At 60.4% G+C, this 14,195-nt stretch carries 12 protein-coding genes; 3 read left to right on the forward strand and 9 right to left on the reverse strand.

Annotation, left to right across the window (positions count from 1 at the left end; translation table 11 throughout):
* Positions 1–89: 89 nt before the first annotated feature.
* From ACWHXD_RS11775 to xylA, 8 genes are all read right to left on the reverse strand, one after another.
* Positions 90–716, reverse strand: a complete 627-nt coding sequence (locus ACWHXD_RS11775; protein WP_138763197.1) for a helix-turn-helix transcriptional regulator — start codon at positions 714–716, stop codon at positions 90–92.
* Positions 716–1,849 carry an NAD(P)/FAD-dependent oxidoreductase gene (locus tag ACWHXD_RS11780; protein WP_138763196.1) on the reverse strand — a complete coding sequence of 378 codons (1,134 nt, stop codon included), beginning with the start codon at positions 1,847–1,849 and terminating at the stop codon, positions 716–718. The genes ACWHXD_RS11775 and ACWHXD_RS11780 overlap by 1 nt, the downstream gene beginning before the upstream one ends.
* A gap of 117 nt (positions 1,850–1,966) precedes the next feature.
* The gene (locus ACWHXD_RS11785) at positions 1,967–2,902 is read right to left on the reverse strand and encodes an ornithine cyclodeaminase family protein (protein WP_138763195.1); all 936 of its coding nucleotides are present in this window, start codon (positions 2,900–2,902) and stop codon (positions 1,967–1,969) included.
* Positions 2,903–3,106: 204 nt separating this feature from the next.
* Positions 3,107–3,415: a DUF6124 family protein gene (locus ACWHXD_RS11790; protein ID WP_032892317.1), complete on the reverse strand. Its 309-nt coding sequence runs from the start codon at positions 3,413–3,415 to the stop codon at positions 3,107–3,109.
* A gap of 847 nt (positions 3,416–4,262) precedes the next feature.
* Complete coding sequence (locus ACWHXD_RS11795) at positions 4,263–5,399, reverse strand: sugar ABC transporter permease (RefSeq protein WP_032892316.1); 1,137 nt, start codon at positions 5,397–5,399, stop codon at positions 4,263–4,265.
* Positions 5,400–6,944, reverse strand: a complete 1,545-nt coding sequence (gene xylG, locus ACWHXD_RS11800) for a D-xylose ABC transporter ATP-binding protein (protein WP_138763192.1) — start codon at positions 6,942–6,944, stop codon at positions 5,400–5,402.
* A gap of 163 nt (positions 6,945–7,107) precedes the next feature.
* On the reverse strand, positions 7,108–8,109 hold the full coding sequence (xylF, locus tag ACWHXD_RS11805) for a D-xylose ABC transporter substrate-binding protein (RefSeq protein ID WP_138763191.1): 1,002 nt from the start codon (positions 8,107–8,109) through the stop codon (positions 7,108–7,110).
* 101 nt (positions 8,110–8,210) lie between these two features.
* Positions 8,211–9,527 (reverse strand): xylose isomerase, encoded by a 1,317-nt coding sequence (gene xylA / locus ACWHXD_RS11810; RefSeq protein ID WP_138763190.1) that lies wholly within the window; start codon positions 9,525–9,527, stop codon positions 8,211–8,213.
* A gap of 292 nt (positions 9,528–9,819) precedes the next feature.
* Here xylA and ACWHXD_RS11815 point away from each other — a divergent pair, with 292 nt between their 5' ends.
* The 3 genes from ACWHXD_RS11815 (at position 9,820) to ACWHXD_RS11825 (ending at position 12,890) form a co-directional block, all read left to right on the forward strand.
* A complete protein-coding gene (locus ACWHXD_RS11815) occupies positions 9,820–11,238 on the forward strand; it encodes a PAAR domain-containing protein (protein WP_138763189.1) in 1,419 nt (472 codons plus the stop codon).
* Positions 11,235–11,624 carry a hypothetical protein gene (locus tag ACWHXD_RS11820; RefSeq protein ID WP_138763188.1) on the forward strand — a complete coding sequence of 130 codons (390 nt, stop codon included), beginning with the start codon at positions 11,235–11,237 and terminating at the stop codon, positions 11,622–11,624. Before ACWHXD_RS11815 ends, ACWHXD_RS11820 begins: the two co-directional genes overlap by 4 nt.
* A 90-nt stretch (positions 11,625–11,714) precedes the next feature.
* Complete coding sequence (locus ACWHXD_RS11825) at positions 11,715–12,890, forward strand: XylR family transcriptional regulator (protein ID WP_138763187.1); 1,176 nt, start codon at positions 11,715–11,717, stop codon at positions 12,888–12,890.
* Here ACWHXD_RS11825 and ACWHXD_RS11830 read toward each other — a convergent pair.
* On the reverse strand, positions 12,887–14,149 hold the full coding sequence (locus tag ACWHXD_RS11830; protein WP_138763186.1) for a carbohydrate porin: 1,263 nt from the start codon (positions 14,147–14,149) through the stop codon (positions 12,887–12,889). The genes ACWHXD_RS11825 and ACWHXD_RS11830 overlap by 4 nt on opposite strands.
* Positions 14,150–14,195: the final 46 nt, after the last annotated feature.

Below are 14,195 nucleotides of genomic sequence, written 5' to 3' on the forward strand. Positions count from 1 at the left end.
CTCGCGAAGAACTCTCAGGCACCGCGTTTACCCAGAATGCACGCGTTATCGTTAAAGTTCTTCGCGAGCAAGCTCGCTCCTACAACGGATCATGCCTTCAATTCCTTCAAATGCTTGTAGACCGTCGCCCGCCCCATGCCCAGCACATTGGCCACATAGTTGGAGGCGCTCTTGCCCTTGAACGCCCCCTCGGCATGCAGTGCCAGCACCAGTTCGCGTTTGTGGTCGCGGGTCAACAGGTTCAGGCTCAACTGACGCTCGCGCAGCCAGGCATGCAGGAAGGTGTTGATACGCTCCTGCCAGTCATCACGAAACAGCGCATCCGGCTGAGCAATCAGCTTGCTCGGCGACAGGAACATATCCAGCGCTGCCTTGGCCGTTTCGAACATTGAAATATTCAGGTTAATGCACAGCACAGCCAGCCGGCGGCCTTTGTGGTCGTGCAGCACGGTGCTCAGGCTGCGGATTTTTTGCCCGTCCCAGTTGAGCTTTTCGTAAGGGCCGATATTCACCTCGCTGACGTCACCGTCGAGCATATCCTCCAGCGCCGAGTCGTCACCCAGGCTGCGCTTGGACAGGTTATTGGCGATGTAATCCACGGTTTGCGTGCGCAGGTCGTGCAGCACCACTTCTGCATGGGGAAAGAACAGCGTGGCGATTGCATCGGCAATCGCGCGGAAGTTCTGCATGACCTTGTCTTGTTCAGCAGTGTTCATCAATGGGGCTCCAGGCGGACCGGGGAGAGCATACCAGCGTCCAGGCCGAACCGGGTCAGTGCCTCGGGCAGCGGTTCGCCGCGCACCAGGGCCGCGCTTGCCTGGCCCATGGCGGGTGAGGTCTGGATGCCGTAGCCACCTTGCGCCGCCACCCAGAACAGCCCCGGTACTTGCGGGTCAAAGCCCGACAGCAAATCACCGTCCTGCACAAAACTGCGCAAGCCCGCCCAGGTGCGCGTCGGGCGGCGGATGGTCAGGGTGGTGGCTTCCTCGATCTGGTAGATGCCCATGGCAATATCCAGCTCTTCGGGTTGTACATCCTGGGGTTCTACCGGGTCGGCGTTGGCCGGTGAGCCGAGGAACATGCCGGCATCGGGTTTCATGTAGAACGCTTCGTCGAGGGCTACCAGCATTGGCCAGTCGTGGCTGTCCATGCCCTCGGGGCCGGCGAAAACAAAGGCCGAGCGGCGCTTGGGCTGCAAGCCGATGGACGCCGCGCCCGCCAGCCCGCCGATATGGTCGGCCCAGGCGCCTGCGGCGTTGATGATGACCGGCGCAGTGAAGCTCGCATCCTGGGTGCGCACCTGCCACAGGCCGTCGGCGTCGCGGCTCAAGCTCAGCACATGGCTGTCGGTGCGCACGTCGCCCTGGTTGCGGCGGATACCGCGCAGGTAGCCCTGGTGCAGGGCGTCGGTGTCGATGTCGCAAGCGGTGGGGTCGTAGATAGCCCCGTGGACTTTTTCACGGCGCAGGATCGGCAAGCGTGCACAGGCTTCGTCGGCCGTCAGGCGCTGCACCTGCTCTACGGTGGCCTTGGCACTCAGGTACTGGCTGTCGAGTTCGGCCGGGTCGCCGTTGAAATCCACGGTCATTTCGCCCCGTGGTGTCAGCAATGGGTGTTCGCAGAAACCTGCGGGTGGCTGGTCGAAGAAGGCCCGGCTGGCCAAGGTCAACGCGCGTACCTGCGGGGTGCCGTACGCGGCGGTATAAAGCGCCGCCGAACGCCCGGTGGAGTGATAGGCCGGGTGGTTTTCACGCTCCAGCACCAACACCTTGCCGTGCTGCGACAACCAGAACCCCGTGGACGCGCCGGCAATGCCGCCGCCGATAATGATGAAGTCTGCGTGGCTCATGAAGAACTCCTGAAATAAGCATTGTAGGAGCGAGCTTGCTCGCGAAAAACGTTAACGATAACGCGCCTATCCTGTGTGACTGCAGTGCCTGTGAGGTCTTCGCGAGCAAGCTCGCTCCTACAATTTGTAGAGGGCATTGGCCAGGGCGATGTCTTCCAGGCCCAGGCCGATGGAGCGGAAAAAGACGTGACGGTCGTAGGCCGGGCGTTGGGCCATGTCGCTGAACAATTCGGGCAAGTCGCCGACAATCGTGCGTTTGTCCCAGCCGTGCTGTTCGCTGGCGATCAGCATCTCACCGGCTGAATCCGGGGTGGTCTGGCGATAGTCGCAGAACACGTGCATTTGGTTAAGGCATTGCGGCGGCACTTCATGGGCACGCGGTGCGTTGGTGCTGATGGAGGTGATCAACGCGGGTTTGCTCAAGCGTGACGGGTCGATGACCGGGCCGGCGGAGGAGGTGCACAGCAGGATCACATCCGCGTCTTCCAAGGCAGCCTCGCAAGTGGCGGCGAGGGTCAGGCGCGGGTCCAGGCAGGCCCACTGCGCTCGCGTTTCGGCGCTGCCCAGGCTCGGTGAATACAGGCGGATCTGCTGCCAGTCGCGCAGGTTCTGCACATAACGCAGGTGCGCCTGGGCGACCTTGCCGCTGCCGATGATCGCCAAACGTTGCGCCGCCGCCGGAGCCAGCGCATCCACCGCCAACGCCGTGGTGGCGGCGGTGCGTGCAGTGGTCAATTCAGCGGCATCGCACAACAGCAACGGCTGGCCGCTGTGCATCGACATCAACAGGGTCCACGCCGTCACCAACGGGCCTTGCTCGCGCACGATATAGGGCGAAGTCTTGACCCCGTACACCCCGTCTTGGGCCAATACGCCCAAGTAGTTGATGAAATCCCCGGCGCCATGGGGAAACTCCACCAATTGTTGCGCCGGCTGCACCGCTTGCCCGGCGGCGAGGTCGCAAAACAATTTGCGCAGGATCAACGGCACGTCGACTTGAGCCAGCAAGGTACGGGCCTGGGCCTGGTCGATAACGAGGGGCGTCGTGGGCATGGGGTTCTCCGGATAAACTAATTTGTCCATTATGGACTTTTAGTTTTTATCCGCAATAACCCGAGGGAAAAATGAGGCTTACGGGGGCTGTTCCCCCACCCATTGTAGGAGCGAGCTTGCTCGCGAAAAACCTCAACGATAACGCGTGCTTCCTGAATAAACGCAGCGCCTGTGAGTTTTTCGCGAGCAAGCTCGCTCCTACAGTCAGGCAGTGGCTTTGGTGCCGGTCAGGCACTCGATGGAGCGATCTACGGTGGTTTTTGCAATTTCCAGCAAATGCCACACCGCCAGGATCTTCGCCCGTTCAGGGCTTTGAAGCAGCTCACCGCAATCCAGCGCCGTGGCTGAAGCGCTGTCGAGCAGGCTGGCGGTGTAGAGCAGGGCGTCTTCGAAACTCAGGTCTTCGTTGACGCAGTGGAAGCCCTGGGTAGGCAGGTAGTGGTCGATGGCGCGGTTGAAAGCGGCGCGGTCTTTTGCGGGATCGATGGGTGGGTCGGGTAGGACTTTACTCATTGTTTAGCTTCCTTTTGGATTCAGGGAGCCGAACCTTTCGCGACTAAACGTAGGGTGGCGGCTGTACGCAGGTTAGTCGACCGGCCAAAAGGCAAAATCCGGCGCACCCAAGGGCGCCCTGCGCACAGCCACCATTAAAACTCATGGAGGATCATGCGCCTTTTGGAATGCCGGGCGACTAAACCCGATCACTGATTTGGCAGTGACGGACCGCAGACTAGCCACCGATTCCAGCAGGCACAAGGTGGCAAGGATTGTCTAGGAAACGTCCTGCAATTTAAAGGGACACGCCTTGCTGGCCTTTTACAAACCATGACCAAATGCCACTAACCCAAGCGCGCAATACGACCAATGTGGCTTGCCTGCGATCGCCGCTAACCACGATGCGAAGCGAGCCGCTCTTGCTCTTGATCTGCTTTTGATCTTAAGCGCCCCGTTAAACCACGCTGGCCGGAATTCGACAGGGATTTGGGGGGTAAACCGGCAGGGATGCCGGTTTAGCCGCCCCGCGCCATGGATGGCGCGTGGCGGCGGCCCCCCAAATCACTGGCGGATTACGGGCACACCGAGCTCAAGCGAGGTGCCGAGTGGTGGGGCAAGAGCCCTTTGGTTACTTTGGGGCTCTTTTCCAAAGTGACCCGCCGTCAGGCGGAACCCTAAGCGGCCGTGACCGCAGCAATGGATATGTACACAATCCAACTGTGTTGACTGCCAGGCCGCCTTCGCGAGCAAGCCCGCTCCCACAGTGGGATCATTGGGGTGTCAGATAGATAGGCGTCGACTGTTAGGCCGCCATCGCAGGCAAGCCAGCTCCCACAGGGTGATCAGTGGTGCTCTGGCGGATAACTTATCGCCTGCCCGAGCGCGTACTCACATCCACCCACACCGCCAGCACCAAAATGCTGCCCTTGACGATCATCTGCCAGTAGCTGTCCACATCCAGCATCGACATCCCATTGTCCAAACTGGTAATCACCAACGCCCCCAACAACGCGCCATACACCGTGCCCGACCCACCCCGCATCGAAGTGCCGCCAATAAAGCACGCCGCGATGGCATCCAGTTCACCCATGTTGCCCGCCGACGGCGAACCCGCCGCCAGCCTTGCGGTATTGACCAGGCCGGCCAGCGCGCACATCACCCCCATGATGCCGAAAATCCACAGTTTCACCGCTTGCACATTGATGCCCGACAGCCGCGTGGCCTCCATATTGCTGCCCACCGCATACACCCGGCGGCCGAACACGGTCTGGTGCGTGACATAGCTGAACACCCCCAGCAACGCCAGCAACAGCAGCACCGGCACCGGGATGCCGTCGTAGCGGTTGAGGGTGGTGACAAAGCCTGCGAGCACCGCGCCAATCAGCACCACCCGCAGCGCATCGCGCAGCAATGAGTGCGCGGCCAGGCCATGCAGCGCACGGTTGCGCCGTTGTTTCCAGGTGAGGAACAGCGTCAGCGCAAACAGCAACACCCCAAGCCCGATACCGACGTTGTGGGGCAAATACCCCTGGCCCACATACACCAGCGACGGCGACACCGGCGCGATGGTGGTGCCGCCGGTAATCCCGAGCAGAATCCCGCGAAACGCCAACATTCCGCCCAGGCCGACGATGAACGAGGGAATGCGCAGGTAAGCGGTCATATAGCCGTTGGCCAAGCCGATCATCAAGCCGCACAGCGCCACCAGGCTCAGGTTGGCCAATAGCGGTACGTGATAAACCACATCCAGAATCGCCGCCAACCCGCCCAACAGCCCAAGCAGCGAGCCCACCGACAAGTCGATCTCGCCGCTGATGATCACCAGCACCATGCCGCACGCCAATATCCCGGTGATCGACATCTGCCGCAGCAGGTTGGAGAGGTTGCGCGGGGTGAGAAAACCACCCTCGGTCTGCCAACTGAAAAACAGCCAGATGAACGCCACTGCGATCACCAGCGCGAGCATTTTGTAGCGGGTAAAAAGGTGTTTGACCTGGTTCATCTACGCGGTCTTCCGATTGTTATTGTTTTGGCTGAGCGCGGCGGCGAGCACCTGTTCCTGGGTGAGCCCGTCATTGATGAAGTCCCCGCGCAACTGGCCGTCGCCAATCACCAGCACGCGGTTGGACACGCCGAGCACTTCGGCCAATTCCGAGGACACCATGATGATCGACACGCCTTCGGCCGCCAGTGCGCCCATCAGTTTGTAGATCTCGTACTTGGCGCCCACGTCCACCCCGCGCGTGGGTTCGTCGAGGATCAGCACCTTGGGCTTGGCCATCAGCATTTTCGCCAGCACGGCCTTTTGCTGGTTGCCGCCTGAGAGGCTGGTGATCGGCAGCGATGGGCTGGCGGTCTTGAGGTGCATGCGGCTGATTTGCTGGTCGATGCTGCCCAGTTCGGCTTCGGCGTTGATGCGGGTCAGGTGCGCGTAGGTGTCGAGCACCGCCAGGGTGATGTTCTGGCCCACACCCAGGTCGGGGATAATGCCTTGGCGCTTGCGGTCTTCGGGCACCATGCACAGCCCCGCGCGGATCGACTTGAGCGGCGTGCGCGTGTCGATTACCTGGCCGTGCAGCCACACCTCGGCGCTGTAGCGGCCGGGGTACGCGCCGAACAAAGCCGACACCAACTCCGTGCGCCCGGCCCCCACCAAGCCGGCGATGCCGAGGATTTCGCCGCGCCTGAGCACGAAGGAAATGTCGTCGACGCGCTTGCGCTTGGGGTTGTCGACGTCGTAGCAGGTGACGTTACGCGCCTCGAAGATCACCTCGCCCACGTCATGGGGCTCGGTGGGGTAGAGGTTGCTCATTTCGCGGCCGACCATCTGCGTGATGATCTGCGGGATGTCCATGTCTGCCATGGCAGTGGTCGCGATGTGCTTGCCGTCGCGAATCACGGCGATGGTGTCGCACACCGCCGCCACTTCATCGAGTTTGTGCGAGATGTACACGCAGGCCACGCCCTTGGCCTTGAGGCCCCGGATGATGTCCAGCAGCACCTCGATTTCGCCACGGGTCAGGGCCGAGGAAGGCTCGTCGAGGATCAACAGGCGCGCCTGTTTGTTCAGCGCCTTGGCGATCTCCACCAGTTGCTGGTAGCCGCCGCCATACTGCGATACCGGCAGCGCCACGTTCATGTCCGGCACCTTGAGTTCGCGCATCAAGGCTTCGGCGCGGTGCAGCATCGCCGGGTAGTTCATGCGCCCACCGGGCAGGGTCAGTTCGTGGCCCATGAAGATGTTCTCGGCCACCGACAGGTCGGGCACCAGGGTCAGCTCCTGGTGAATGATGACAATCCCGGCCGCCTCGGTTTCGCGGATGGACTGGGCCTTGAGCGGCTGCCCCTCCCAGAGAATTTCCCCCTCCCAGGTACCGTGCGGGTACACCGCCGACAGCACCTTCATCAAGGTGGATTTACCCGCACCGTTCTCACCGCACAGGCCCACACACTCCCCAGGTTTGACCTTGATATCGATGCCGTTGAGCGCGTTGACACCGCCAAAGCTTTTGACGATGCCGTTCATTTGCAGCAGGTAGTCGGACATGGGAAAGGCTCACACAAATAGGCTGGCCCCCACCCCTGTAGGAGCGAGCTTGCTCGCGAAAAACCCGAGAGCGCCGCGTTTATCCAGGAAGCGCGCATTATCGTTGACGTTTTTCGCGAGCAAGCTCGCTCCTACAGGGGGCGAGGTTTTATCGAGGCAGTCATCATTGCCCGGCGATCTGCTCTTTGGTATAGAAGCCGTCTTTCTCCAACACCTCGATGTTGGCCTTGGTCAACGGCGTCGGCGTAAGCAGGATGGTGTCGACCTTCTTGCTGCCATTGTCGTATTGCGAGCTATAGGTAGGCTTTTCACTGCGCGCCAGTTGTACCGAAAGCTTGGCCGCTTCAGTGGCGATCAGCTTGAGCGGCTTGTACACGGTCATGGTCTGGGTGCCATCGATCACGCGCTTGATCGCCGCCAGGTCAGCGTCCTGGCCAGAGATCGGCACCTTGCCCGCCAGCTTCTGCGCAGCCAGGGCCTGGATCGCACCGCCGGCGGTGGCGTCGTTGGAGGCGACAATAGCGTCGATCTTGTTGTCGTTACGGGTCAGGGCGTTTTCGACGATGCTCAAGGCTTCGGTAGGGTTCCATTCCTTGACCCATTGCTGGCCGACGATCTTGATATCACCTTTGTCGATGGCCGGTTGCAGCACCTTCATCTGACCTTCGCGTAGCACTTTGGCGTTGTTGTCCGTCGGCGCACCGCCCAGCAGGAAGTAATTGCCCTTGGGCGCCGCTTGCAACACGCCGCTGGCCTGCATCTCGCCGACTTTTTCGTTATCGAAGGAAATGTAGGCGTCGATATCGGCATTGAGGATCAGGCGATCATAGGACACTACCTTGATCCCGGCCTTCTTGGCTTCGGCCACCGCGTTGGTCAACACCGTGGCGTTGAACGGCACAATCACGATCACATCCACGCCTCGGGAGATGAGGTTTTCGATCTGGGCAATCTGCTTCTGTTCGTTGGCATCGGCAGACTGCACGAACACCTTGGCGTCGAGCTTTTCTGCGGCGGCGACAAAGTAATCACGGTCGCGGGACCAGCGCTCCAGGCGCAGGTCGTCGATGGAAAAGCCGATTTTCGGGTGCGTAGGATCCGCTATCACCGGCAGGGCGAGCAGTGCCAGGGCTGCGGCGAGCAGGGCAGGTTTGAATGACTTCATGGTGGTGCGTCCTTTTATTGTTGTTGGAAAGACACAGCGTGGTGCGGGTTGAACTGTAGAGCGTCACTCGACGCTCTGTGCAGAGATTTGTCGTGCAAATGTCACCGATAGATAAACCGATTCACAACGCCCTCAAGCATCTCCTGGCGCCCACTCACCGCCTGCGGGTCCAGCGCGTTGGCAAAGGCATGTTCAGCCAATGACTCCAGGCTGAACTCACCGGCCAACACCGCCTGGCCCAATGGCTGCTGCCAGCCGGCATAGCGCTGGTCCTTGAATTGCTGCAAGCGGTCGTCCTGCACCATCGCCGCCGCACGCTCCAACGCCAGGGCCAGCACATCCATGGCGGCGACGTGGCCGTGGAACAGGTCTACCTCGTCGAGGCTCTGGCGGCGCACCTTGGAGTCGAAGTTATAGCCGCCGTTCTTGAACCCGCCGGCCTTGAGGATTTCATAGGTGGCCAGGGTCATTTCCTCGACGCTGTTGGGGAACTGGTCGGTGTCCCAACCATTCTGCGGGTCGCCGCGGTTGGCGTCGATGCTGCCGAAGATCCCCAACGACACGGCGGTGGCGATCTCATGATGAAAACTGTGCCCGGCCAGCGTCGCGTGGTTGGCCTCGATGTTCACTTTGATCTCGTGCTCCAGGCCGTACTCATGCAGGAAGCCGAACACGGTGGCGCTGTCGTAATCGTATTGGTGTTTGGTCGGCTCCTGGGGCTTGGGCTCGATCAACAGGTCACCCTTGAAACCAATCTTGTGCTTGTGCTCCACCACCATGCGCATAAAACGCCCGAGCTGTTCGCGCTCGCGCTTGAGGTCGGTGTTGAGCAAGGTCTCATAGCCTTCACGGCCACCCCACAGCACATAGTTGGCGCCCTTGAGCCGCAGCGTGGCATTCATCGCGCTGAACACCTGGGCGGCGGCGAAGGCGAACACCTCTGGGTCTGGGTTGCTCGCGGCCCCGGCGGCAAAACGCGGGTTGCTGAAGCAATTGGCAGTGCCCCACAACAGCTTGATGCCGGTCTGTTCCTGATGGCGCTCCAGGTGGTCGACCATTTGCGCAAAGTGGTTGCGGTACTCCTTGAGCGAGCTGCCTTCGGGCGCCACATCGGTGTCGTGAAAGCTGTAGTAGTCGATGCCCAGCTTGGAAAAAAACTCAAACGCCGCCTCGGCCTTGCCGATGGCCACCTCCATCGGATCGCCACTGCGCTGCCACGGACGTTTGAACGTGCCCATCCCAAACATATCCGCCCCCGGCCACACAAAGGTATGCCAATAACAGGCCGCCATACGCAGGTGCTCACGCATGGGCTTGCCGAGGATCAGCTTGTTGGCGTCGTAGTGACGAAACGCGAGGGCAGAGGTGCTGGCAGGGCCTTCGAAGCGCACCTTCTCGACACCGGGGAAGTACGGCATGGGGTTTTCCTTATTGTTCTGGGCGGTGTCTGGATACTAGCAATGGCGCCTGGGCGGCTGATTATGAAAATCACCAAAGGGGAGTGCGATTTTGAGTGAAGGGCTGAGAACGGCTCAGGGAGTACAGGATTTAGGGAAACGTCTGACTTTACGGTGGGGATATGCCTCTTCAAGGTTTGGACTGCCACTGACTTGCTCTTGCTCGTTTACCTCGGAAGGCGTTACGCGTCAGTTTTCTTATCGAGACGAGCAGGAAAGCACGGCTAAAAAAACATGGATAAGAGGCGAAAAAATGAGCGTAGGTCATTTCATCTGTCAAGGTGACAAAACCAGTTGCGGCGGGGAAGTGCTGGGCGTAGATCAAACAACCCACATGAATGGCCGTCTTCGTGCCTGCGAAGGTGACCCAGTTACCTGCGGCAAGGATGGGCAAACGTACAAGATCATCGGCGGCATTTCCTTCATGGAGAGCAATGGCCGGCTTGTTGCCGGTACGGTGGATAGTTACAGCGGCTGTCCCTGTAAAGCCGAGCTGATTCCTTTGGCGTTATTCGGCGAGTACCACGGCAGAGGTGGCTCGGTCGTAAGCGCCAACAGACTGGCCGCTGAGCCGGTCCAGCCAGTAACCCACTGGGCAGCGTCCTCTCAACGCACCTCCACCTCGCCAAGTGAGTCGCCCCAATCCGCATTTGCCGCATTTAAAGCGCTCATAGGCGAAGAGCCGGGTTTTTACATCGTGCCCAAAAGCATGAGCCGCGAGGCGCTGGAAGCCACACTTTTTCCGACGCTCGACCCGGCTGTAATGCGCAAGTTTCAATCGCTGAATCCCAACACAGGGCCCGTCAAAGCCGGCTCGATGATCGTGCTCAGCGACCCGAACAACACCTCCTGCACGTATGAAGAAGCTCAGTTGATGCAGGCCGCGCAACACGTCAGCGCATCACTGGACGAACTGACGCCGGACGAGGCTGACTTTCTGTATCGCCACGGTGCAGAGATCGCCGGTTTCATCGGCCAAACCTCAACCTGGCTCGGCGTCAGTGCGGTGGTGATGGAAAAACACCTGAGCAATCTGCGCGAAACGCTGCAGGCCATGGAACGCCTGCATCAGGACAGCTATCGGCAGCACGGGCACCTTAGGTCAGCGCAGTTCTTTGCTGATCGCCAGCGGTTGATGAGCCAGTTGGATGCTCATCTGCTCAACTCCACGCGCCTGCGCGGCCAGACCACCTTGGGCGATCACCCCAAGTTGAAAACGGCCCTGGGTATATCCAGCCGAAGCTTGGTGCATCACTGGGAGAAGGCGGGTGGGCCGGGGCAGATTCCGGGGTATGCCGCGCATGTGGAGGCGGTCAGCCGTGCCACCAAGTATATGAAGGCAGGGGGTTACATCGGTATTGGACTTGGGGGAGTGTCTTCGTTATTGGCTATTGAGCAGGTGTGTAAGGCTGATTCTGGAGCTGCATGTGAGAGGGTTAAGTTCACTGAAGGCGGGAAGTTCGCAGGCGCTACATTTTTTGGTGTGGGAGCAGGAGCGTTAGCCGGTGCGACAGGCGGCTCAGTCTGCTTGGCACTGGGTGTTACGACGGGAATAGGGGGAGTGGTCTGCGTCGCGGCTTTAGTAGGAGCTGGCGCATGGGCAGGTACCACCTACGGTGGTCAAGGTGGTGAATACGTGGGTGAAAAGATCTACGAGGCTATACAACCATGACTAACATCGATACTTGGACACCTTGGGTTGCGATTATCTTTGCCGGAGGCCCTATTCTGCTTGCAGCTGCTGGCCTTGCTTTTAGCCTTTACCTTACTCACTGTCATCTGGAAGCCATGAAGGAGGCTCTAAAAAATAGTCGTTATATGTACATATGGGGGACAAGTTTGGGGAGGCGCGGTTTGATTTGGTCTCTCTTGGAAATGTCGAAAATCGCCGGAATGGTGGTTTGGCCAAGGGCCTCTATCATTATGGGAGAGGTTGATCCAGTCGACATCGAGAAGTTCCCACCGTACCTGAAGCGACTTTTAGTTATCGATTTGGCAATGATGATAGTTGCCTGTATTTGGATGGGTGTCGTGGTTGTGCTGCTTAGATTTAGGTGACCTCAAAGCGTGCCTCCTCCGAGGCCCGCTATCCTGATCAGTCAAACCTCTGCGTACTCATCTGCACCGACCGGCCCCAGGACAAAAACAATGAAAACCCTACCGCCCGTTCACCGCATCGCCTTGCTCTTCAACGGCAGCAAAATCTACGACCGCGGCATCATCGCCGGCATTGGCAATTACCTGAGCAGCACCCGTGCATCCTGGGATCTGTTCCTGGAAGAAGACTTCCTCTGCCGCCTGCGCGGTATCGAGCGTTGGCAGGGCGATGGGATCATTGCTGACTTCGATGACCCGCTGATTGGCGAGGCGCTGGCTGGGAGTCGGATACCGGTGGTGGCGGTGGGGGGCTCTTATGAGGATGTGGGCAAGTACCCCAAGGGCATTCCCTATGTGGCCACCGATAACCATGCCCTGATGAAGCTGGCCTACGAGCATCTGGTGGAGGCGGGGTTGACGCGGTTTGCCTGTTTCAGCCTGCCCGAAGCCCAGGCCAATCGGTGGGCCCAGGAGCGTGAGAAAGCTTTTCGCCGCTTGATGCAGCGCGATGGCTTGCAGGTGGAGGTGTATCGCGGACTGGGCACCAGTGCGCCGTTGTGGGACAGCGCGGTGGAGCAGCAGATTGCCTGGCTGCACAGCCTGCCCAAGCCTATCGGCATTATCGCGGTGACCGATGCCCGCGCTCGGCAATTGCTGCAAGCCTGCCTGACCGCAGGCATTGCGGTGCCGGAGGAGGTGGCGTTGATCGGCATCGACAACGACCCGCTGACCCGCACGCTCACGCGGGTGCCGCTCAGTTCGGTGATCCAGGGCACGGAGACCATGGGCCGCACCGCTGCGGCGCTGTTGCATCAGATGTTGCACGGCAAACCCTGCACGGGCGCCCAGGTGTTGGTGCCGCCGGACGCCATCAACGTGCAAGCCTCCAGCCTGCATCAACCCCTGGGCAACCCTTACGTGATGCAGGCGTTGTTGTTTATCCGCCAGTACGCCTGCCAGGGTATCAAGACCGATCAGGTCGCCGCTTATGTTGGTGTTTCCCGCTCGTCCCTGGAAGCGCATTTTCGCAAGGCTCGCGGCTGCAGCGTGCATGATGAGATTTTGCGCTTCAAACTCGCTGCCGCTGCCAAGGGCCTGGAAAACCACAGCCTTGCGATTGCCGACATTGCCGCACGCTGCGGCTTCACCTCTGCGCAGTACCTGCATACGGTGTTTCGCCGCGAATTTGGCTGTACGCCGCGTCAGTATCAGCAGGGTGCGACCTAGAACACCGCTTTGACTTGCAAGCCCAGCACCAGCGCATTGTCGATGCTCTCCCCGGAAAACGCCCCCGGCTCGATGATGTATTGCACATCCGGGCGCAAGGTCAGCCAAGGCGTGGCCTGGTAGCCATAACTGAGTTCGATCAATTGTTCAGCCGTGTCCAGGTCGGGGTAGGCCGTGCCGGCGTTGAACGCTGCCAGCTCTTGCACATCGCGGCTGCGCGGGTTCGGTACCGCACGGCCATAGCCCAGGGCGACGGTATCGCGCGGGCGACCTTCGAACGGCTTGTACAGCACCACGCCTGCGCCATACCACTTGGTGAACGGCGAGGCCGCTTGGCTGGCGGCAGAGTACTGGCCGAAGGCGTGCAGGCTACGGCCTTGGGATGATTGTGAGGCCCACACAGCCTGGTCGATCAAGAGGTAGTGACCGCCACGCCCGCTGACGTCCTTGTTGCTGCCAATGCGTTTTACATCGGAACTGTCATAGTAATAGCCGAGCTTGTATTCACCGGGCAGTGCGCCCGCATGCTTGTAGATCAGTTCGATGGGCACCACGGTGCCGGTAGTGTGCTTGGGCCCCAGGTGCCAGGCGCGGCTGGAGTTGCCGTTGCTGGACGGGTCGACATTGAACGCCGCCACGCGCAGTTGCCAGTTGGGCGAAAAGTCGTATTTCACTCGGGCACCCAGGTGCGCGTTCGGGTAGTTGGCCCAGCCGCTGCCACCGGACATGTTCAGCGGATGCCCGCAGAACCCGGCGTTCATGAAGTTGCACAGGATGCCGCTGTCCAGGCCGCCGAGGTCATTGCCCATGGCCATATAGCCGAGCTTGACGTTCAGCGCTGGCGTGAACAGGGTGCGCTCGTAACTCAGCTCGGTGAGGCGCGTGTAGAGGCCGCCGTAGTTTTCCTGGATCGGCAGGCGGTTGCCCACCAGGTCCTCGGAGGCGCTGTTGCCGCGTCGGTCGTTGATGGTCAGCTGGATGCGGTCACCGTTGTTGAAGCCGTAGAGCTTGCCCAGGTCGAACTGCACGCCGAGCTTGACGTTTTGCGAATAGCGCGCCGAACGATGTTGGCCGCCGTGGGCGTTGTAGGCGGTCTCGCCGCTGTAGTCACCGGTAAAGCGCACACCTTGCGCGTCGAGTTCGCGGCGCAGGCCGCCCCAATCGCCGGTCAGGGTGGTGTCGTCGGCTTGAACAGGCAGGGCGGCCGCAAAGGCCAGGCCCAGCGCCAGGCGCCAGGCGGTATGAGGAGTAGGGGTCATGGGGGATCTTTCCAAACACAAAGCGCGGTGCCTGGGCACCGCGCGA

Source organism: Pseudomonas fjordensis (assembly GCF_976987115.1).

Excerpts from the sequence above, each read along its gene's own strand:
- ACWHXD_RS11775 (WP_138763197.1), bottom strand. The coding sequence starts at position 716 with ATGAACACTGCTGAACAAGACAAGGTCATGCAGAACTTCCGCGCGATT.
- ACWHXD_RS11780 (WP_138763196.1), bottom strand. The coding sequence starts at position 1,849 with ATGAGCCACGCAGACTTCATCATTATCGGCGGCGGCATTGCCGGCGCG.
- ACWHXD_RS11785 (WP_138763195.1), bottom strand. The coding sequence starts at position 2,902 with ATGCCCACGACGCCCCTCGTTATCGACCAGGCCCAGGCCCGTACCTTG.
- ACWHXD_RS11790 (WP_032892317.1), bottom strand. The coding sequence starts at position 3,415 with ATGAGTAAAGTCCTACCCGACCCACCCATCGATCCCGCAAAAGACCGC.
- ACWHXD_RS11795 (WP_032892316.1), bottom strand. The coding sequence starts at position 5,399 with ATGAACCAGGTCAAACACCTTTTTACCCGCTACAAAATGCTCGCGCTG.
- xylG (WP_138763192.1), bottom strand. The coding sequence starts at position 6,944 with ATGTCCGACTACCTGCTGCAAATGAACGGCATCGTCAAAAGCTTTGGC.
- xylF (WP_138763191.1), bottom strand. The coding sequence starts at position 8,109 with ATGAAGTCATTCAAACCTGCCCTGCTCGCCGCAGCCCTGGCACTGCTC.
- xylA (WP_138763190.1), bottom strand. The coding sequence starts at position 9,527 with ATGCCGTACTTCCCCGGTGTCGAGAAGGTGCGCTTCGAAGGCCCTGCC.
- ACWHXD_RS11815 (WP_138763189.1), top strand. The coding sequence starts at position 9,820 with ATGAGCGTAGGTCATTTCATCTGTCAAGGTGACAAAACCAGTTGCGGC.
- ACWHXD_RS11820 (WP_138763188.1), top strand. The coding sequence starts at position 11,235 with ATGACTAACATCGATACTTGGACACCTTGGGTTGCGATTATCTTTGCC.
- ACWHXD_RS11825 (WP_138763187.1), top strand. The coding sequence starts at position 11,715 with ATGAAAACCCTACCGCCCGTTCACCGCATCGCCTTGCTCTTCAACGGC.
- ACWHXD_RS11830 (WP_138763186.1), bottom strand. The coding sequence starts at position 14,149 with ATGACCCCTACTCCTCATACCGCCTGGCGCCTGGCGCTGGGCCTGGCC.